This window comes from Kitasatospora sp. NPDC091207 (genome assembly GCF_044768625.1).
GTDB lineage: Bacteria > Actinomycetota > Actinomycetes > Streptomycetales > Streptomycetaceae > Kitasatospora.
In genome coordinates this window covers 1-18955 of the sequence record NZ_JBIVVS010000011.1, presented here as the reverse complement: position 1 = coordinate 18955, position 18955 = coordinate 1, and the positions used below count along the sequence as shown (strand labels likewise).

18 protein-coding genes are annotated in these 18955 nt (G+C 75.1%); 13 read left to right on the top strand and 5 right to left on the bottom strand.

Features of this window, described 5'->3' with window-relative positions; all coding sequences use genetic code 11:
- Nucleotides 1-296 precede the first annotated feature (296 nt).
- The 4 genes from gcl to ACIQTO_RS19615 all read left to right on the top strand — a co-directional run bounded on the left by gcl (nt 297) and on the right by ACIQTO_RS19615 (nt 4001).
- Nucleotides 297-2084 carry a glyoxylate carboligase gene (gcl, locus tag ACIQTO_RS19630; RefSeq protein WP_402389325.1) on the top strand — a complete coding sequence of 596 codons (1788 nt, stop codon included), beginning with the start codon at nt 297-299 and terminating at the stop codon, nt 2082-2084.
- A 270-nt stretch (nt 2085-2354) separates the two neighbouring features.
- A complete protein-coding gene (locus tag ACIQTO_RS19625) occupies nt 2355-2861 on the top strand; it encodes a pyridoxamine 5'-phosphate oxidase family protein (protein ID WP_402389323.1) in 507 nt (168 codons plus the stop codon).
- A gap of 69 nt (nt 2862-2930) precedes the next feature.
- Nucleotides 2931-3419: a glutathione peroxidase gene (locus ACIQTO_RS19620; protein ID WP_402389320.1), complete on the top strand. Its 489-nt coding sequence runs from the start codon at nt 2931-2933 to the stop codon at nt 3417-3419.
- A 171-nt stretch (nt 3420-3590) separates the two neighbouring features.
- On the top strand, nt 3591-4001 hold the full coding sequence (locus ACIQTO_RS19615; RefSeq protein ID WP_402389317.1) for a hypothetical protein: 411 nt from the start codon (nt 3591-3593) through the stop codon (nt 3999-4001).
- A gap of 58 nt (nt 4002-4059) precedes the next feature.
- Here ACIQTO_RS19615 and ACIQTO_RS19610 read toward each other — a convergent pair whose 3' ends face one another.
- The 4 genes from ACIQTO_RS19610 to ACIQTO_RS19595 all read right to left on the bottom strand — a co-directional run bounded on the left by ACIQTO_RS19610 (nt 4060) and on the right by ACIQTO_RS19595 (nt 8730).
- The gene (locus tag ACIQTO_RS19610; protein ID WP_402389314.1) at nt 4060-4533 is read right to left on the bottom strand and encodes a GNAT family N-acetyltransferase; all 474 of its coding nucleotides are present in this window, start codon (nt 4531-4533) and stop codon (nt 4060-4062) included.
- A 110-nt stretch (nt 4534-4643) separates the two neighbouring features.
- Nucleotides 4644-5429 (bottom strand): hypothetical protein, encoded by a 786-nt coding sequence (locus ACIQTO_RS19605; protein ID WP_402389312.1) that lies wholly within the window; start codon nt 5427-5429, stop codon nt 4644-4646.
- Nucleotides 5430-5519: 90 nt separating this feature from the next.
- Nucleotides 5520-7511 carry a protein kinase gene (locus ACIQTO_RS19600; protein ID WP_402389309.1) on the bottom strand — a complete coding sequence of 664 codons (1992 nt, stop codon included), beginning with the start codon at nt 7509-7511 and terminating at the stop codon, nt 5520-5522.
- Nucleotides 7512-7797: 286 nt separating this feature from the next.
- Nucleotides 7798-8730 carry a LysR family transcriptional regulator gene (locus ACIQTO_RS19595; RefSeq protein ID WP_402389306.1) on the bottom strand — a complete coding sequence of 311 codons (933 nt, stop codon included), beginning with the start codon at nt 8728-8730 and terminating at the stop codon, nt 7798-7800.
- A gap of 108 nt (nt 8731-8838) precedes the next feature.
- On the opposite strand from ACIQTO_RS19595, the gene ACIQTO_RS19590 reads away from it, so the two are divergent.
- From ACIQTO_RS19590 to ACIQTO_RS19570, 5 genes are all read left to right on the top strand, one after another.
- Nucleotides 8839-9543, top strand: coding sequence for a succinate dehydrogenase cytochrome b subunit (locus tag ACIQTO_RS19590; protein ID WP_402389303.1), 705 nt, complete (start codon nt 8839-8841; stop codon nt 9541-9543).
- Entirely contained in the window at nt 9540-11486 is a 1947-nt protein-coding gene (locus ACIQTO_RS19585; protein ID WP_402389300.1) for a fumarate reductase/succinate dehydrogenase flavoprotein subunit, read from the top strand. Before ACIQTO_RS19590 ends, ACIQTO_RS19585 begins: the two co-directional genes overlap by 4 nt.
- Complete coding sequence (locus ACIQTO_RS19580; protein ID WP_402389298.1) at nt 11483-12220, top strand: succinate dehydrogenase/fumarate reductase iron-sulfur subunit; 738 nt, start codon at nt 11483-11485, stop codon at nt 12218-12220. Before ACIQTO_RS19585 ends, ACIQTO_RS19580 begins: the two co-directional genes overlap by 4 nt.
- A 208-nt stretch (nt 12221-12428) precedes the next feature.
- Entirely contained in the window at nt 12429-12593 is a 165-nt protein-coding gene (locus ACIQTO_RS19575; protein ID WP_380579549.1) for a hypothetical protein, read from the top strand.
- Nucleotides 12590-12892 carry a hypothetical protein gene (locus tag ACIQTO_RS19570; RefSeq protein ID WP_402389295.1) on the top strand — a complete coding sequence of 101 codons (303 nt, stop codon included), beginning with the start codon at nt 12590-12592 and terminating at the stop codon, nt 12890-12892. Before ACIQTO_RS19575 ends, ACIQTO_RS19570 begins: the two co-directional genes overlap by 4 nt.
- A 118-nt stretch (nt 12893-13010) precedes the next feature.
- Here the strand turns inward: ACIQTO_RS19570 and ACIQTO_RS19565 are convergent, their stop codons facing one another.
- Nucleotides 13011-13937 (bottom strand): DUF2797 domain-containing protein, encoded by a 927-nt coding sequence (locus ACIQTO_RS19565; protein ID WP_402389292.1) that lies wholly within the window; start codon nt 13935-13937, stop codon nt 13011-13013.
- A 183-nt stretch (nt 13938-14120) separates the two neighbouring features.
- Between ACIQTO_RS19565 and ACIQTO_RS19560 the strand changes: the two genes are divergently transcribed.
- The 4 genes from ACIQTO_RS19560 (at nt 14121) to ACIQTO_RS19545 (ending at nt 18666) form a co-directional block, all read left to right on the top strand.
- Nucleotides 14121-14408 carry a hypothetical protein gene (locus ACIQTO_RS19560; RefSeq protein ID WP_402389290.1) on the top strand — a complete coding sequence of 96 codons (288 nt, stop codon included), beginning with the start codon at nt 14121-14123 and terminating at the stop codon, nt 14406-14408.
- Nucleotides 14409-14494: 86 nt separating this feature from the next.
- Entirely contained in the window at nt 14495-15181 is a 687-nt protein-coding gene (locus tag ACIQTO_RS19555; RefSeq protein WP_402389287.1) for a hypothetical protein, read from the top strand.
- A 103-nt stretch (nt 15182-15284) separates the two neighbouring features.
- Complete coding sequence (locus ACIQTO_RS19550) at nt 15285-16301, top strand: NAD(P)-dependent alcohol dehydrogenase (protein ID WP_402389285.1); 1017 nt, start codon at nt 15285-15287, stop codon at nt 16299-16301.
- Nucleotides 16302-16443: 142 nt separating this feature from the next.
- The gene (locus tag ACIQTO_RS19545; protein ID WP_402389282.1) at nt 16444-18666 is read left to right on the top strand and encodes a restriction endonuclease; all 2223 of its coding nucleotides are present in this window, start codon (nt 16444-16446) and stop codon (nt 18664-18666) included.
- The last annotated feature ends 289 nt before the right edge of the window (nt 18667-18955 follow it).

The following is an 18955-nucleotide window of genomic DNA, read 5'->3' as shown; positions in this document are numbered from 1 at the left end:
GGAGCCCGTCCGGCACCGGCGAACTGGAGGAACGGGCGATGGATCGGCCGCGCCCGGCGTGACAGCCTGGCCCGACAGCCGGCCGGCGCCCGCCCGGCATCCCTCGCGACGCCCGCCACCTGCGGTTTCCCCCACCCCCACCGCACGGTCGACTTCCACAATCTGTTGAAACCCCCCTTGACGCCCCGACAGGCCCCGCCTTACTTTGTTTCCGCATACAGAAACCGTTCTTCCGTATGGTGGAATTCTGGAGATGAGCCCTCCGACCCACTGCGGGCCGACGCAGGAGAAACCCGATGCCTCGTATGACAGCCGCCCGCGCGGCCGTGGAGATCCTCAAGCTCGAAGGCGTTGAGGTCGCGTTCGGCGTGCCGGGCGCGGCGATCAACCCCTTCTACCGGGCCCTCAAGGAGGGCGGCGGCATCCGCCACACGCTGGCCCGCCACGTCGAGGGCGCCTCCCACATGGCGGAGGGCTACACCCGCGCCAAGGCCGGCAACATCGGTGTCTGCATCGGCACCTCCGGCCCGGCCGGCACCGACATGATCACCGGCCTCTACTCGGCGATCGCCGACTCGATCCCGATCCTGTGCATCACCGGCCAGGCCCCGGTCTCCAAGCTGCACAAGGAGGACTTCCAGGCGGTCGACATCTCCTCGATCGCCAAGCCGGTCACCAAGAAGGCCACCACCGTGCTGGAGGCCGCGCAGGTCCCGGGCGTCTTCCAGGAGGCCTTCCACCTGATGCGCTCCGGCCGCCCGGGCCCGGTCCTCATCGACCTGCCGATCGACGTCCAGCTGACCGAGATCGAGTTCGACCCCGAGACCTACCAGCCGCTGCCGGTCTACCAGCCGCGGGCCAGCCGTGCCCAGGCCGAGAAGGCGCTCCAGTTCCTGCTGGAGTCCGAGCGGCCGCTGATCGTCTCCGGCGGCGGCATCATCAACGCCGACGCCTCCGACCTGCTGGTCGAGTTCGCCGAGCTCACCGGCGTCCCGGTCATCTCCACCCTGATGGGCTGGGGCACCATCCCCGACGACCACGCGCTGAGCGCCGGCATGGTCGGCGTCCAGACCTCGCACCGCTACGGGAACGCGACCTTCCTGAAGTCGGACTTCGTCCTCGGCATCGGCAACCGCTGGGCCAACCGCCACACCGGGTACAACCTGGAGGCGTACACCAAGGGCCGAAAGTTCGTCCACGTCGACATCGAGCCCACCCAGATCGGCAAGATCTTCGCCCCGGACTACGGCATCGCCTCGGACGCCAAGGCCGCGCTGGAGCTCTTCGTCCAGATCGCCAAGGAGCTCAAGGCCGAGGGCCGGCTGCCCGACTTCACCGCCTGGGCCGAGTCCGCCCAGGAGCGCAAGGCCACCCTGCAGCGCCGCACCCACTTCGACAACGTCCCGATGAAGCCGCAGCGCGTCTACGAGGAGATGAACAAGGCCTTCGGCCCGGAGACCCGCTACGTCACCACGATCGGCCTCTCCCAGATCGCCGGCGCGCAGATGCTGCACGTCTACAAGCCGCGCCACTGGATCAACTGCGGCCAGGCCGGCCCGCTCGGCTGGACCATCCCGGCCGCGATCGGCGCCGCCACCGCCGACCCCGCGACCCCGATCGTCGCGCTCTCGGGCGACTACGACTTCCAGTTCATGATCGAGGAGCTGGCGGTCGCCGCCCAGCACAAGGTCCCCTACATCCACGTCCTCGTGAACAACGCCTACCTCGGCCTGATCCGCCAGGCGCAGATCAACCTCGGCATCAACTTCGAGGTCAACCTGGAGTTCGAGAACATCAACACCCCGGAGCTGGGTGTCTACGGCGTCGACCACGTCAAGGTCGCCGAGGGCCTGGGCGTCAAGGCGATCCGGGTCACCGACCCGAACGAGCTGGGCGCCGCCTTCGAGGAGGCCAAGAAGCTCGCCGCCGAGTACAGCGTCCCGGTCGTGGTCGAGGCCATCCTGGAGCGCATCACCAACATCTCGATGAGCAAGACCGTCGACATGAGCGACGTGACCGAGTTCGAGGAGCTCGCCACGCTGCCCGAGCACGCCCCCACGGCGATCAGGCCGCTGGCGCTCTGAGCCCCGCCGGTCCGGCGCCCCGACGGGTGCCGGACCGGAGCCCGCCGGGTGCCCGCCGGCCGTCGCCCACGGGCACCCGGCGGGCGTTCGACCGCGTCCTTCCGGGCCCGAACGCGGTCGGGCAGGGCGACCGTCCGGGGGCGAGCGCGTTCGACAGGGCGACCGTCCGGGGGCGAGCGCGTTCGACAGGGCGACCGTCCGGGTACGTACCGGTGAACCGCCCGCGCGCGACCGCAGCCCGCGGGCCCCCGTACCCCGGGAGGCCGCTCCGTGCCCTTCACCATGAGCATCCCCGACCGCGAGACCTTTCTGGCCGGCCCGCACGTCGGCGTCCTGGCCGTCGGCGACGGCGGCGCCCGGGCGACCGGGGGCCTGCTGGCCGTCCCGATCTGGTACTCCTACCGACCCGGCGACGTCCTCACCATCCTCACCGGCCGCGACTCCGCCAAAGCCCGCCGGATCCGCGCCACCGGCCGGTTCGCGCTCTGCGCCCAGCAGGAGGAGCCGCCCTGCCGGTACGTGAGCGTGGAGGGCCCGGTGGTGGCGATCGAGGACCGGATCGATCCCGACGAGCGCGCCGCGATGGCCCACCGCTACATGCCGCCCGCCACCGCCCGCGCCTATCTCGCCGCCACCACCGAGCAGTTGACCGCCGACATCGCCATCCGGATGCGCCCCGAGCGCTGGCACAGCGCCGACTTCGCCGCCGTCGCCGCCCGCTTCGACGCCCGGTCCACCCGAACGGGGACGGAACACCCGGAGCCCGGCCGTGGTTGACCCCGGCGGGGCGACTACCGTTCCGTGACGAGTCCTGTCCCGACACCCGACCATCCGAAGGGGACTTCCGTGAGCCTGTACGACATCCCGCTGCGCACCCTGTCCGGCGAGGCCGCCTCGCTGGGCGACTACAAGGGCAAGGCGCTGCTGATCGTCAACGTCGCCTCCAAGTGCGGCCTGACGCCCCAGTACGCCGGCCTGGAGCGGCTCCAGGAGCGCTACGCCGCGCGCGGCTTCACCGTGCTGGGCTTCCCGTCGAACCAGTTCGCCGGGCAGGAGCCGGGCAGCGCCGAGGAGATCCAGACCTTCTGCTCCACCACCTACGGCGTCTCCTTCCCGCTGTTCGAGAAGGCGGACGTCAACGGCGACGCCCAGCACCCGCTCTACGCGGTGCTGACCCGGACGGCCGACGCCGAGGGCCAGGCCGGCGACGTGGCCTGGAACTTCGAGAAGTTCCTCGTCTCGCCGGACGGCACCGTGGCCGCCCGGATCCGGCCCCGCACCGAGCCGGAGTCGGCCGAGGTGATCGCGGCGATCGAGGCCGTCCTGCCGGCCTGACCCGCACGACCGCCGCACGGGCCCCGGGGCACCCGCCCCGGGGCCCGTGCGCGTGTCCGGGGAGCCCGTCACATTTCCGGCGGCTGCGTCGTCGAACTGTCGAGAGGCCGGTGCGCCGACCCCGGAGCACGGCCCGGACGCGGAGTCGAGCAGCAGTAGGAAGGGTTCCTCATGCCCACACGGACGACGACACAGCAGCGCGGCCCCGGCTTCGCGACGTTCCTGCGCGTCGCGATCGCCCTGCAGACCACGGCCATCCTCTTCCAGGCGGTCACCGCCGGGATGCTGCTGTCCTCACGGCACGGAGAGGTGCTGCACAGTGCCGGTGCCCGCGGGATGTACGCCGCGACGATGGTGTACGTGCTCGCCGCGATCCTGCTGTGGCGGCCGGGCGGCGGCTCACCCCGGCCGATCCTGTACGCGACCGGGTTCCTGGTCCTCGCCTCGGCCCAGGTGGTCCTGGGCGTCGCGCACATACCGAGCGTGCACGTCCCCCTGGGCGTCCTGATGTTCGGCCTGAGCCTTCTTCAGCTGGGTCTGGTGACGGCCGGCCGCCGGGTCCGGGCGGGCGCCGCGGCCTGACAGCCGGTGCGGCGGCCCGATCCGGACGGGTCGGGCCGCCGCACCGTCCGGTCACGGGTCACGGATCCGCCGTCCCGGTCCGCGGCCGGCAGAGGTAGAACAGTTCGGGGTCGCCGTCGTCGAGGCCGTGCAGAAGGCCGACCGGGCTCCAGCCGGCCCGTCGCAGCAGCCGCTGCATCGGCTGGTTGGAGACGTTGGTCGAGGTGAAGAGCTTCTCGGTCTCGCACGAGGCCGCCACGGCGTCCAGCAAGCGCCGGCCGACCCCGCCGCCACGGGCGGACGGTGCGACCATCAGCATCGTGACGAAGCCCTGTTCGAAGAACGTGTACTCGACGACGCAGTAGCCGAGCGGGCCGGACCCGCCTTCCGCCACGAGGACCAGACCCTGCCGGCACCACCGTCGGATGCTCGCCGCCCGCTCCCCGTCGCCTCGGAGCGCGACCGAGTCGACCGCCGCCAGCGCGTCCGCGTCCGACTCCCCGGCGCGACGCACGCCGAGGTCGCCGAGGTCGACGAGGTCCGGTGCGTCCATGGGGCCATGCTGCCACGTCGCACCGGTGCCCCCGCACCGCCCCTGACCCCGGCGCCGGACCACCCGGCGGCCAGCGGGTCGCCCATCCCGTGGCCCGGCCCCCCGGGAGCTCAGGGGCAGTGGTAGGCGAACGTGACGGCGGCACTCCGGGGGGCCGGAGCGAGGATCTCCAGGGTGGCGGTGGACCGGAGGGAGCCCTGGCCCTCGAAGCTCCAGCGCAGGACCAGGTCGGCGCGGTGGGCGCCGGACCCGATCTCTCGGGCCATCTCGCCCGAGGTGGTGCCGTCGCTGCGCAGCCACCGGTACCGGACGGTGCCGGCGCCGCCGTTGGTCTCCAGCTCGGCTGTGATCACCGCTGTGCCACCGCAGCCGGGGCCGGCCGGGTCGGTGCGCACCGCGACGCCGGCGACCGCCAGGGCCGGCGTGGCGAAACGCCAGAACAGGAAGGCCGGCACGGCCAGCAGCAGCACCACCGCCAGCAGCAGGAGCCGCACCCGGCGCGGGCGGGGCGGCTGGTGCGCCTGCGGCCCGGCGGCGCCGTGCCAGACCGCGGCGGCGCGCGGCGGGACACCGGGGCCGAACCGCCGCAGCTCACCCGGGGCGAAGGGTCGTTCGGCCGGGGAGCCGCCGTCCGGCGGCGGCTCGACGAGCGTGGTGGTCTCCCCCGGCTCCGGTGCGCCGCCCCAGGCCCGGGGGTCCAGGAAGGTCGCGCTCGCGGCCTCGGTGCCGTCGAGCCGGACCGTCACCTCGGATTCGGCAGCGGCTTCGGGTTCGGCCTCGGCGCCGGGCCCGAGGCGGACCGTCCCGTCGATGGTCTCCGGCCCCGGGACGAGCCGAACGGTCCGGTCGGTGGCCGCGCCCGGTGCCGGGGCGGAGTCGGGGCGGGGCGTGGACATGGCTGCTCCAGGAGGCGGGACGGGGAGGGGTTCGTCCGAGGGGGGCCGGCGGGTGACCGGCCGACGTGCGGTACGGGACGCGGAACGGAGTCAGCGGGGCGGGTCGCAGAGGTAGGCGGCCATCGTGTCCGACGCCCGGCCCGGCTTGGCCGCCGCCGGGCTGGTGCCGACGCTGACCCCCCAGGTCGGGAAGGTGTCGGCCGAGCCGAAGTCGTGCGGCCGGGTGACGGTGGCGCGGCCGTCGCGGACCACCACCGTGTCGGTCGCGACGGTGACCGTCCCTCGGCCCGAGGTGTGGAACCAGGTCAGCGTCAGGGTGCCGGCGCCCGCGCCCTGGGCGACCACGGTGGCCGTCGCGGTCAGGCTCCACCGCCCGCCGCAGGTCAGCGAGTCCAGGTTCACCGTGCTGACGGCGAGGCTCGCCGGGGCGACGGTCGCCGTCGGGGTCGGGGTCGGGGTCGGGGTCGGGGCGGCCGTCCCGGTCGGCGCGGCGGTGGTGGGGGCCGGCCCGGCGGGCGGGGCCGTCGGCGGCGCGGCGGTGGGGGCGGCCCCGCCGGCCGGCGCCGACGGTGCGCCGGAGCCGGGGGCACCCGTCGCGGGCGGTGTCCCCTTGGCGGTGGGTGTCTTGCCGGTCACCGTGGCCGTGGGAGAGGGGACCGGGCTGCCGGAGGTCGCCGACGGCGAGACCGAGGCGGCCTGCGAGGCCGATTCGGACGGCTGGGCGCTCGGGAGTTCCGTGGCGCCGCTCGCGGCAGGCGACGGCCCGACCGACGGATCGGGTGCGCCGAGCGTGGTGGTGGCCTCCGGGGCGGCGCCGCCGACGACGGTCCGGGCTCCGCCGTCGGCGGCCCCCGCCATCGCCATGCCGGCCGGCGTGGCCGCGGTCAGGGAGCCGGCCACGACCCCGGCGAGCACCTTGCCGCGGGTACCGAGGCGCACCCCGCGACGGGCCGGCGTCCTCCCGGCCGGCGTCCCCCGCACCAGCGTCTCGCGGACGGTGGCGGCCGGGGCGGTGCCGGCGACCGCGGCCGTGCCCGTCGGCGTCCCGGTGCCGCCCGCCAGGACGGTGTGGGCCAGCGAGGTGCCGCCGGCCGCGCCCCCGGCGCCGGGCAGCAGCAGGGCGAGCAGCCCCACCAGCGCCGTCAGGTCCAGGCGGCCCCGCTCCTCCCACCGCGGCCCGTACGCGTCCGAGGCGACGGCCTCCAGTTCCTCGACCAGGTCGGCCGCGCTGCCCGGCCGGTCCTGCGGGTCCTTGGCGAGGCCCGCGAGGATCAGTGGTCTGACCGGGTCGGGCGCCAGCTCGGCCGGGATCGGGGCCTCGGTGTGCTGGACGGCGAGTTCGGCGATCGTGGCGCCGTCGTACGGGCGGGTGCCGGTGAGGCACTCGAAGAAGGTGACGGTGGCGGCGTAGACGTCACCGGCCGGGGAGGCGGGCCGCCCCGCCCACTGCTCGGGCGGCATGTAGGCGGGGGTGCCGGACACGTCGCGGTCGTCGCCGGCCGGTACGGCGATGCCGAAGTCGACGAGCTTGGAGGTCCCGGCGACGTCGACCAGCACGTTCGCGGGCTTGTAGTCGCGGTGCACCACCCCGGCCCGGTGGGCGGCCGCCAGGCCCAGCAGCGAGCCCTTGAGGACGACCAGGGCGGCCTCCGGGGTGGTGGCGCCCTCGGCGCGGAGCAGGTCGCGCAGCGCGATCCCGTCCACCAGTTCCATCACGATGGCCGCGCCCCGCTCACCCTCCACGTACTCGTGGAGCCGGGTGACGTGCGGGGAGTCGACGGCGGCGAGGACCTGGGCCTCCGCCCGCAGGGCGGGGGTGCCGACGGCGCTGTGCAGGTACTTGATCGCGACGGGGGTGTCGGTCGCGCGGTGGTGGGCGAGCACGACGCGGCCGCTGGCCCCGGCGCCGAGCTCCCGGCCGTGGAGGTAGTCGGGAAGCTCCCAGGGGCGCTCGTCCTCGATCTCCGGAGCACGGTCCTGCGGAGCGACGGCGGGAGCACCGACGGGAGCGGCGGCCGGGGCCGTGCCGGGGGCCGTGTCGTCCGGGGCCGCGTCGTCCGAGGGGGCATCCGTCGGGCGCACCTCCGGAGCCGTCTCCTCCGGAAGGCCACCCGCCGGGGCCCCGCCCGCGGGAGCGCCGCCGCTCCCGGCCCGTCTGCCGTCCTGCCGCTTCCCGTGGTCCATCGCGCCGCACTCTCCCCGTGACTGCCTGGCCGGCCCTGCGGCGTCGCACCCTACGACACCGCGGCTACCGCCTGGGACGCGGCCCGTGAGCAGCGGGTTCCGGCGCCCCGGGGGCGTCAGGTCACGATTCGGGTGATTCGCACACCGTGCCAACCATTCACCCGCGCGGCGGACCTCCGACCGGCTACGGCTCCAGCAGCAGCCGGGTGCCCGGCGGCAGCTCGCCCGCCCGGGCCGCGTCGCGCAGGTGCCGCAGCAGGGTCTCGCGCAGCGCGGCCGCCGCCCGGGTCAGCGGCACCTCGTGGCCGTGCGCGACGGCGATCGTCCGCCCCAGCCCCGGCCCGGCGAACGGGGTGACGGCCAGCCCCGAGCGGGCCGCCACCATGCCCGGTACCACGGCCGGCCCGAGCCCGGCCCGGACGAAGCCCAGCACCGCGTCCATCTCCCCGCCCTCCACCGCGAACTCCGGCTCGAAGCCGGCCTCCCGGCAGGCCGCCAGGGTCGCCTCCCGCACGTCGTAGCCCTCCCGGAACATCACCAGCGGCCGGCCGCGCAGCTCCGCCACCCGCGCCCGCCGGCGCCGGCCGGCGGTGGCGGCCCGGGCCACCAGCACCAGTTCCTCGTGCAGCAGCTCGGTGACGGCCAGGGCAGGCGCCGGCTCCCCGCTCGGCGGGGTGATGATCAGCGCGACGTCCAGCTCCCCCGCCGCCAGCGTCCGGACCAGATCGCGCGAACCGCCCTCGCGGACCACCAGCGCCACCCCCGGGTAGCGGTCCCGGAAGACCCGCAGGACGTCCGGCACCAGGCTGGTGCACAGGCTCGGCGGCGCTCCCAGCCGGACCCGGCCCCGGCGCAGCTGCACCGTCTCCTGGACGGCCAGCCGGGCGCTCTCGGTGTCCGCGAGGATGCGTCGGGCCAGTGGCAGCAGGGCGTCCCCGGCGTCGGTGAGGGCGATGTTGCCCCGGGTGCGGTGGAACAGCTCCGCGCCCAACTCCCGCTCCAGGGAGCGGATCTGCTGGGAGAGGGAGGGCTGCGCCACATGCGCCGCCTCGGCCGCGCGGGTGAAGTGGCGGGTCTCGGCGACGGCGAGGAAGTAGCGGAGTTGCTGCAGCTGCACCCGGCCAGGATAGGCGCGCACCCCAGCGCGTGCCATAGGCCATGACTATTGTGGTGAGCCGCAGCATGTCTTGGACGTACCGTCGGCCCCGTCCCTACCGTTGTCGCCATGACAACCGCGACTCGGACGGCCCGGCATCCGTCCACCCTGGTGACCCTGTGGCGGTCGACCGTCGGCAAGAAGGCGGTCATGGCCGTCAGCGGACTGGTCATGCTGCTGTACCTGGTCGCGCACATGCTGGGCAACCTCAAGGTCTTCTTCGGCCCGGACGATCTCAACGGCTACGCGCACTGGCTGCGCACCCTCGGCCAGCCGGTCCTGCACTACGAGTGGTTCCTGTGGATCGCCCGGGTCGGCCTGCTGGCGGCGGTCGGGCTGCACGGCGCGGCCGCGTACCAGCTCAGCCGGCGCGACCTCGCGGCCCGGCCCAGCAAGTACGTGCACCAGCGGCGACGGGCCAGTTACGCGACCCGGACGATGCGCTGGGGCGGGGTGATCCTGGCGCTGTTCATCGTCTGGCACATCCTGGACCTCACCACGCTCACCGTGAACCCGGCCGCCGAGCACGGCCACCCGTACCAGAACATCGTGGCCTCCTTCTCGAACTGGTACAGCTGCGTGATCTACATCGTCGCGATGCTGGCCGTCGGCCTGCACATCCGGCACGGCTTCTGGAGCGCCGCGCAGACCCTCGGTGCCAACAACGCCCGCCGGGACCGCGCGTTGAAGCTGACCGCCAACGGCCTGGCGCTGGTGCTGACCGTCGGCTTCCTGTCCGTCCCCGTGGCCGTGATGACCGGAGTGGTGAGTTGACCCCCTACAGCGAGTACCGCGTCGGCGACCCGGTCGCCGACACCAGCGCCCCCGCCGGGCCGATCGAACAGCGGTGGGACCAACGGCGGTTCGAGGCCAAGCTGGTCAACCCGGCCAACCGGCGCAAGCACACCGTGATCGTGGTCGGCACCGGCCTGGCCGGTGGCGCGGCCGGCGCGACGCTGGCCGAACAGGGCTACCACGTCGTCCAGTTCTGCTTCCAGGACTCCCCCCGGCGGGCCCACTCGATCGCCGCCCAGGGCGGGATCAACGCCGCCAAGAACTACCGCAACGACGGCGACTCGGTGCGCCGGCTCTTCTACGACACCGTCAAGGGCGGCGACTTCCGCGCCCGCGAGTCCAACGTCCACCGGCTGGCCCAGGTGTCGGTGGAGATCATCGACCAGTGCGTGGCCCAGGGCGTCCCCTTCGCCCGTGAGTACGGCGGCCTGCTGGACACCCGGTCCTTCGGCGGCGTCCAGGTCTCCCGCACCTTCTACGCCCGCGGCCAGACCGGCCAGCAGCTGCTGCTCGGCGCCTACCAGGCGCTGTCGCGCCAGATCGCCGCCGGCAACGTGGAGATGCACGCGCGCACCGAGATGCTCGACCTCCTGGTGATCGACGGGCGGGCCCGCGGCATCGTCGCGCGCGACCTGGTGACCGGCGAGATCAGCACCCACACCGCCGACGCGGTGGTGCTCGCCACCGGCGGCTACGGCAACGTCTTCTACCTCTCCACCAACGCCAAGAACTCCAACGCCACGGCGGTCTGGCGGGCCCACCGGCGCGGTGCCTGGTTCGCCAACCCGTGCTTCACCCAGATCCACCCGACCTGCATCCCGCGCTCCGGCGAGCACCAGTCCAAGCTGACCCTGATGAGCGAGTCGCTGCGCAACGACGGCCGGATCTGGGTGCCGAAGGCCAAGGGCGACACCCGGCCGCCGGCCGAGATCCCCGAGGCCGAGCGGGACTACTACCTGGAGCGGATCTACCCCGCCTTCGGCAACCTGGTGCCCCGCGACATCGCCTCCCGGGCCGCCAAGAACGTCTGTGACGAAGGGCGCGGCGTCGGCCCCGGCGGCCAGGGCGTCTACCTGGACTTCGCCGACGCCATCCAGCGGCTGGGCCGCGACGCGGTGGCCGCCAAGTACGGCAACCTGTTCGAGATGTACGAGCGGATCACCGCCGAGGACCCGTACCGGGTGCCGATGCGGATCTACCCGGCGATCCACTACACGATGGGCGGGCTCTGGGTCGACTACGACCTGCAGACCACCGTCCCGGGCCTGTTCGCGATCGGCGAGGCGAACTTCTCCGACCACGGCGCCAACCGGCTCGGCGCCAGCGCCCTGATGCAGGGCCTCGCCGACGGCTACTTCGTCCTCCCGCCGACCCTCAACGACTACCTGGCCCGCAACCCGCTGCCCGCCGTCCCGGCCGACCATGCCGAGATCGCCTCGGTGGAGGCCGAGGTGGCGGACCGGCTGAACCTGATCCTCGCGGTCGGCGGCGACCGGACACCGGACTCCTTCCACCGCGAGCTCGGCGCACTCCTGTGGGACGAGTGCGGGATGGCCCGCGACGAGGCCGGTCTGCGCCGCGCCCTCGCCCGGATCCCGCTGCTGCGCGAGGAGTTCTGGCGCCGGATCCGGGTGCCCGGCACCGGCGAGGAGCTCAACCAGTCGCTGGAGAAGGCCAACCGGCTGGTCGACTACTTCGAACTGGCCGAGCTCATGTGCCTGGACGCGCTGCACCGCGCCGAGTCCTGCGGCGGCCACTTCCGGACCGAGAGCCAGACCGAGGACGGCGAGGCGGCCCGGCGCGACGACGCCTTCTCCTACGCCGCGGCCTGGGAGTTCACCGAGACCGGCGCCGCCCCCGTCCTCCACCGCGAGCACCTCGACTTCGAGCACGTCCACCCCACCCAGCGGAGCTACGCGTGAACCTCACCCTTCGAATCTGGCGCCAGGCGGGCCCGGACACCCCCGGCTCGATGACCACCTACCAGGTCGGCGGGATCAGCCCGGACATGTCCTTCCTGGAGATGCTCGACACCCTCAACGAGGAGCTGATCACCCGCGGCGACACGCCGGTGGCCTTCGACCACGACTGCCGCGAGGGCATCTGCGGCGCCTGCGGCATGGTCATCAACGGCCAGGCCCACGGCCCCGAGCGGACCACCACCTGTCAGCTGCACATGCGGCACTTCGCCGACGGCGACACGATCGACATCGAGCCCTGGCGGGCCGCCGCGTTCCCCGTCGTCAAGGACCTGGTGGTGGACCGCTCCGCGTTCGACCGCATCATCGGCTCCGGCGGCTACATCACCGCCCCCACCGGCAGCGCCCCCGACGCCCACGCCACGCCGGTGCCCAAGGAGATCGCCGACACCGCCTTCGAACACGCCGAGTGCATCGGCTGCGGTGCGTGCGTCGCCGCCTGCCCCAACGGCTCGGCGATGCTCTTCACCTCCGCCAAGGTCGTCCACCTCAACGTGCTTCCGCAGGGTGCGCCCGAGCGCCGGTCCCGGGTGCGCGACATGGTCGCCACGATGGACGCCGAGGGCTTCGGCGGCTGCACCAACACCGGCGAGTGCGCCACCGCCTGCCCCAAGGGCATCCCGCTGCCCAGCATCGCCGCGATGAACCGGGAGTTCCTCCGCGGCGCGGCGGGCTGACCGCTGCGCCACGCGCGGTGGGTCCCCTCCGGACCGGAGGGGACCCACCGCGCGTCCCCGGAGGCCGGACCGAACACCTGTCGGGGCCGCCGGGCCGGCGGGGCGTACGAGGTCGGCGTACGCGCCCCGCACGGGTGGCGGTTGCTCAGGACCGGTGCTGTACGCGGGGAATTCGCGCTACGGTGGTCCCCGCGCCAAGGAGGGTCATATGCCCGAGGTTCAGTCCTGCTCCGGGTGTGGCGGGTCCGGGGGGACGCAGAAGACCGAGGCCACGGTCGAACTGGACGAGGAAGGGAGCATGGTGCCGAAGCTCAACACCTTCTGGTCGCCGTGCGGTCGGTGCCACGGATCCGGGACGGTGATCGTCGGATGAGGCTGGTCTTCGAGTGCGTCGAGTGCGGCGGCCACTACCTGCCGCCGGAAAGCATGGTGTACCCGGACGGGCCCGCCTCGGCGCTCTGGTGCGCACACTGCCAGGCGCTGAACCGGGCGGCGGGCCTGCGTGAGGACCCGCTGCTGGCGCGGATGGCGCTGGCCGGGGCCCGGGCCGCACTGGCCCGCCGCGCCGCCGACGAGACCGGGCCCGCGCGGGCCGACGTCCGGCCGTCCCGGCCACCGCTGTCGCGCCGGGCGCGGTCCGGGCCGGGCGCGGTCCGCACCAAGCTGGCCTGAACCGGGCCGGTCCGAACCGGGCCGAACCGGGCCGGCCCGAACCGGGCAGCGCCGCACGGCCGGGGCCGTTCCGTCGCCGCGTGCCCGCCTGCCGCCCGGCCGGCCCTCCGCCCGCCGATCAGAACAGAGCCTCTTGGGTGTCCGGCTCCTCCGGGCGCACCCGGGGGCTCACGGTCAGGCCCGACGACGGGCGGCCGGCCACCGGGCCGAGCGTCCAGCCGGTGAGCCGGCGGGTGTCCAGCAGCAGCGGTTCGGCGCCCTCCGGCTGGTCGAGCAGCAGGTACCGCCCGATCGGCGGGCGCAGCCGCCCGGCGACCACCGCGCCGGGCGTCAGGGCGTCGATCTGCCCGTAGGCCGCGGGCGCGCCCTCGGCCAGCCCGTAGATCCCGACGTGGTCCACCACCGGATGGCCGGGCAACAGCTCCACCCCGTGCCCGTCGAGCAGCCGGTGGGCGCGCGAGCGGGCATCGGCGAGGAGCGCGCGGCGCCCGGCGGCGTCACCGGGGCGCCACCAGTGCGGCGTCTTCACCCGGCCGGTGAACCGCTCCCGGGCCAGCCCCGAGGCGGCCACGGTGAGCTCCGCCCGGCGGACGGCGGGCAGGGCGCCGCGAGCGGCGAACGTCCAGGCGAGCGCACCCTGTTCGAGCAGCCGGGCGGTGCCGCGCTGCTCGGCGGTCAGGCCGACCTTCAGCAGCCCCTCGCCGAACCAGGCCAGGTAGAGCCGGTAGGTGCGCCCGTCGTCGAGGATCTGGTCCCGGGCGAGCGCCAGCCCGCGGTCGACGCTCTGACAGGCGGCGCACTGGACGGCACCGCCGTCCGGCTCGATGACGGCGTGGTGCGGGCAGGGCGTCCGCTCGGTCGCCCCCGCGAGCCAGGCGCCGGTGCAGCGGCGCGGGCCGCCGAGGAGCCAGCCGACCTCCGCGCCCGGCTCCACCACCCGCTCGTGCACCCGCCGCCCCTGGGCCGCGGTGAGCACCGGCCGCCCGTCGTGCCAGTGCAGCCCGGTGCAGACCCAGCCGCCGGCCGCCTGCCGCGGTACGTTCACGCCCACCTCCCGTCCGAACCAGCGAGGCTACCCGCTGCCTCCGACAGTGCGCCGACGGGCTGCGCCGGCAGGCCGTGCCCGAACCACCCTCCGCCCCACCGGCCGCTCCACCGGTCCGCGCCCGAAGCGGTGATCACCCGTACGCGTGGCATCCGGCCGGGGCCTCCCGTCGTTGCTCCGGGCATGAGCCATACGAACCCGCCCCGCGTCCTGCACATCGTCTCCGCTCCGCCCGAAGCCACCCCGCGGACGGCGGAGTTGACGCAGTCGTGGGACAGCAGCGCGGCCGAGCTGGCCTCCGACGCCCTGGACGCGCTGCGCACCGTCGAGGTGCCGGTGGGCGCCCTGCGCGCCGCTCTGCTGATCCTGGCCGACCTCGTGCGGCGGCCCGGGGAGAGCGAGGAGATGCGGGCCGCCGCACGCGAGGTGTGCGGCGTCCTCGTCGGGCTGACCGACGCCCTGACCGCCTGACCGGGCGCCCGGGGGCGGCGCGCGGCCGCCCCGCCGGGGGCCCGGGGGCACGGTGGGGCGGCGGTGTGACGGGGTACGGTCACGCCATGATCGACAGCGCCCACGGGCCGAACCCCGCTCCCGACCGCACCCCCGGCCCGGTCACCGCCGACGACCTCGCGCTCGTCCTGCGGCTCGCCGCCGAGACCCTGGACGGCGCGCCCGCGGACGCCGACTGGTCCCGGCCCGCCGGGGCGCTCACCTGGGACTGCTGGACCACCGTCGAACACCTGGCCGACGACCTGCTCGCCTACGCCGCCCAGCTCGGCCCGCGGCGTCCGCCGCAGGACCGCTACGTGCCGTTCCGCTCGGTCCGGCTGTCCCCGGGCGCGCCGAACAGCTTCGTCTACGCGCGGCCCGACAGCGGCCCGGACGGGCTGGTCCAGGTCCTGGAGGCGAGCGGCGCGCTGATGGTCGCGATGGCGCGCACCGCCTCGCCGGACACCCGCGCCCACCACCCGTGGGGTCTCGCCGACCCGGCCGGGTTCACCGCGATGAGCCTGGTGGAGACGCTGGTCCACCTGCACGACGTCGCCCGGGGGCTCGGTCTCCCCTGGGAGCCGCCGGCCGACGTCTGCCACCGCACGCTCGCCCGGCTCTTCCCCGACGTGCCGCTCGACCCGGCCGCCGGCCCGTGGCCGACCCTGCTCTGGGCCACCGGCCGCGGCGACCTCGCGGGCCGCCCCCGGCGCACCGACTGGCGCTGGTACGCGGAGGTCCGCGCCACCGGGTAGTACCCCCGGCATTCCCCGCCGGGAATTGGCGCGGCGCCCGGCTCCGGCCAGGACCGGCCGGAGCCGGGGACCTCCGGCGCGACCCCGACGGCAGAGGACCTCCATGCGCGCGTACCGTCTCGACCGTCCCGGCCGTCCCGACGGCCTGGTCCCGCACCACCGCGAGCCGGCCGAGCCGGGGCCCACCGAGGTCCTGGTGAAGGTGCACGCCGCCGCGCTCAACCGACGCGACGCCCTGATCCGCTCCGGCCGCTACCCGCTGCCCGCCCGGCCCGGCGTGGTCCCCCTCGCCGACGGCGCCGGCGAGGTGGTCTCCGCCGGCGCCCGGGTGACCCGGTTCCGCGTGGGCGACCGCGTCACCGGCAGCTACTTCCCGCGCCGGACGGACGGCCGGCTCCGGCCCGACCTCGCCGACCAGCTCGGCTGCACCGTCGACGGCCTGCTCACCGAGTACGCCGTCCTGGACGAGGAGGCACTGGCCGCCGTCCCCGCGCACCTCGCGTGGGCCGAGGCCGCCGCGCCGAGCTGCGCCGGGGTGGCCGCCTGGCGCGCGCTGACCGGCGGCGGCCCGCTGCTGCCCGGAGGGACCGTCCTCACCCTCGGCAGCGGGGACGTCTCGCTGTGCGCCGTGCAGTTCGCCAAGGCGCACGGCTGCCGGGTGCTCGCGGTCAGCGGGAGCGCGGCGGGGGCCGAACGGCTCACCGCCCTCGGCACGGACCACGTCCTGGACCGCCGCCGCACCCCCGAGTGGTCCGCGGAGGTCCGGCGGCTGACCGACCGCGCCGGCGCCGACCTGGTGGTCGAGACCGGCCCGGCGACCATCGACCAGTCCGTCCGCGCCGCCGCGCTGTACGGGCAGATCGTGCTGCAGTGGGTCGTCTCCGACCGGCCGGCCGCGCTGCGGATCACCGACGAGGCGTACGCGGGATCGCCGGCGACGATCCGCCGGGAGTTCGTCGGCAGCCGTGCCGACCTGGAGGCGATGCTCCGCGCGGTCGGACAGCACGGGCTGCGCCCGGCGATCGGGCGGGAGTTCGGCTTCGACGAGGTACCGGACGCCTACCGGCACTTCCTGGCCCGGGAGCCCGTCGGGAAGGTCGTGATCCGGGTGGCCGGGTGACGCCGGGCCGCCCCGGACGCCGTCGCAGGTCATGGGCGCTTGGCCGGTTCACCCGTCCACGTTCTATTGTGGCGGGCGCGGCGGCGGCGCGGCCGGGAGGCGGCGCGCGGGCGCGGCCGGACGCGAGGCGAAGGGGTGGACGGTGGCGGGGCGGCGGAACGACGGTGTGCTGGCGGTCTGGGCGGAGACGCAGCGACAGGAACAGCGCCGGGAGGAAGCCCGGTGGCGCGCCCAGGCGGCCGAGCAGCGGCGGCGCGAACGCGAGGAGCGCGAGGCCCAGCGGGCGGCCGCCCGGGGCGAACGCGAGGCGCTGCGGGCGTACCAGCAGTCGCGGGAGGCGGAGGCGCTCCGGCAGACAGCCGAACTCGACGACAAGGTACAGGAGTTGAGAGGCCTGCTGACTGCCGGGCTGGGCCGGGCGGCGTTCAGCCCGCAGGCCCTGCTGGCGCCCCGCGCGCTCCCGCCCTTCGAGCCGGGCCGGCTCGGCGAACCGGTGCCGATGCCCGATCAGGCGCACTACCAGGTACCGCCGCCCGACCCGGTGCAGGCCCGCAACCCGGGGGTCCGGCAGCAGTACGAGCAGTACCTGGCGCAGGCCCGGGCCCGGTTCGAACAGGACTGGTACGCGGCCCAGGCGGCCGAGGTGGACCGGCAGCGCCGACTGGCCGAGTACCACGGGCAGTACCTGGAGTGGGTGGCCCAGCACCGCCGCCAGGACGAGGAACGGGCCGCCCGGACGCAGGAGTTGCTGCACCGGCTGCGCTCCGGCGAACCGGAGGCGGTGCAGGAGTACTTCACCGCCGTGCTGTACGCCTCGGCGGGCTGGCCGGAGGGGTTCCCGCACCGGCTGGTGGCCGCCTGGGAGGCGTCGACCCGCCAACTGGTCGTCAACTGGGAACTGCCCGGCGCGGACGTCGTCCCGGCCGCCTCCCGGGTGCGGTACGTGAAGTCGGACGACCGGGAGGCCGAGGTGGCCCGCCCGGCCACCGAGCGCAAGGCCCTCTACCGCGAGGTCCTGGCGCAGAGCGCGCTGCGGGTGGTGACCGAACTCTTCCGCGCGGACGCGGACGGCCTGCTGGCGTCCGTGGTGCTGAACGGCTTCGTGCACGGCATCGACCCGGCGACCGGCCGGGAGGCCGAGCGCTTCCTGTCGACGGTCACCGTGGACCGGCCCGAGTTCGCCGGCCTGGCGCTGGACCGGGTGGCGGCCGTGGAGTGCTTCCAGGGGCTCGGCGGCGTCCTGTCCGCCCGGCCGGAGCGGCTGGACGAGGTGCGGCCGGACCGGCTGCCGGAGACGGTCGGCGGCAGCCTCGCCGGGCAGGGCGGCGAGGACGAGCCGGACCTCTTCGCGATGGACCCGATCGAGTTCGAGGAGCTGATCGCCGAACTGTTCCGGCTGCGCGGCTTCCGGGTGATGACCACCGCGCGCAGCGGGGACGCCGGGGTGGACGTGGTCGCCGAGGACCTCGATCCGGTGACCGGCGGACGGATCGTCATCCAGGCCAAGCGCTACCGCTCGACGGTCTCGCCCACCGCCGTCCGGGACCTCGACTCCACGGTGCGCCACCACGGCGCGATCAAGGGCATCCTGGTGACCACGGCCGGCTTCGGGCCCGGCTCCTACGAGTACATCCGCAACAAGCCGCTGACGCTGGTGAGCGGGCCGGAGCTGGTCGAGCTGCTCGCCGAACAGGGCCTGCGCGGCCGGCTCGGCGACGGCGCGGGCGCGGGCGGCGCGGCCCCGGCCGGCGCCACCACCCGCGCGAACGGCGGCAGCGCCCCGCACGGCGACGCCCACCGGTCCGGTCACGGGCCGGCCGCCCGGGCCGGCGGCGCGGAGCCGGACGACCGCCCCACCAGCGTGCGGCTCTCCTGGCAGAGCCGCACGGCCGGCGGCGACGCGGTGGAGCTCGACGTCTCCGTCTTCCTCTGCGCCGGCGGCCGGGTGGTCAGCGACGAGCACTTCGTCTTCTTCAACAACCCGCAGGACCCGGACGGCGCGGTCCGCCTGCACCCCACCCGCTCGAAGCCGGGCGAGCCCGTCCGGGAGGCCGAACTCAGCCTGCACCTCGACCGGCTGGCGGCGCACGTGGACGAGGTGGCGGTCGCGGTCTCCACCGAGGAGGAGGAGCCGCCCGCGCTGCCGCTCGGCTATGTGCACGGGCTGGCCCTGGCCGCCGCGTTCGGCCCGGGCGCCGCCGGGCCGGAGCGCTGGACGGCCACCACCGCCGGGGTCCCGGACACCGCGCTGGTGATCGGCTCGTTCCACCGCACCGGCGGCGGATGGCAGTTCGCCCCGGCCGGGGCGGCGGTGGCCGGCGGGCTGGCCGGGCTCGCCCAGCGCTGGGGCGTCGCGGTCGAGTAGCCCGGCCGCCGCACCGCCGCGCGGACCTCAGGGCCGGTGTCATACCTGAGGAGGACCGATCCCCCCGCCGGACCGCCGGGACGGCGGGGGGCCGCCGTCCCCGCGGGCGACATAGCGGACCCGGACGGATTGGGAGGATTGGACGGAACCCGATCATCCGTTCCGTCCCCGCAGGAGTTCCCCCGTGACGATGTCCGCAACCGCCGTCCGTACCGGCCGGGCGGCCGCCCGCGCCACCGGCCTCAACAAGGTCTACGGGGACGGGGAGACCCGCGTCGTCGCCCTCGAC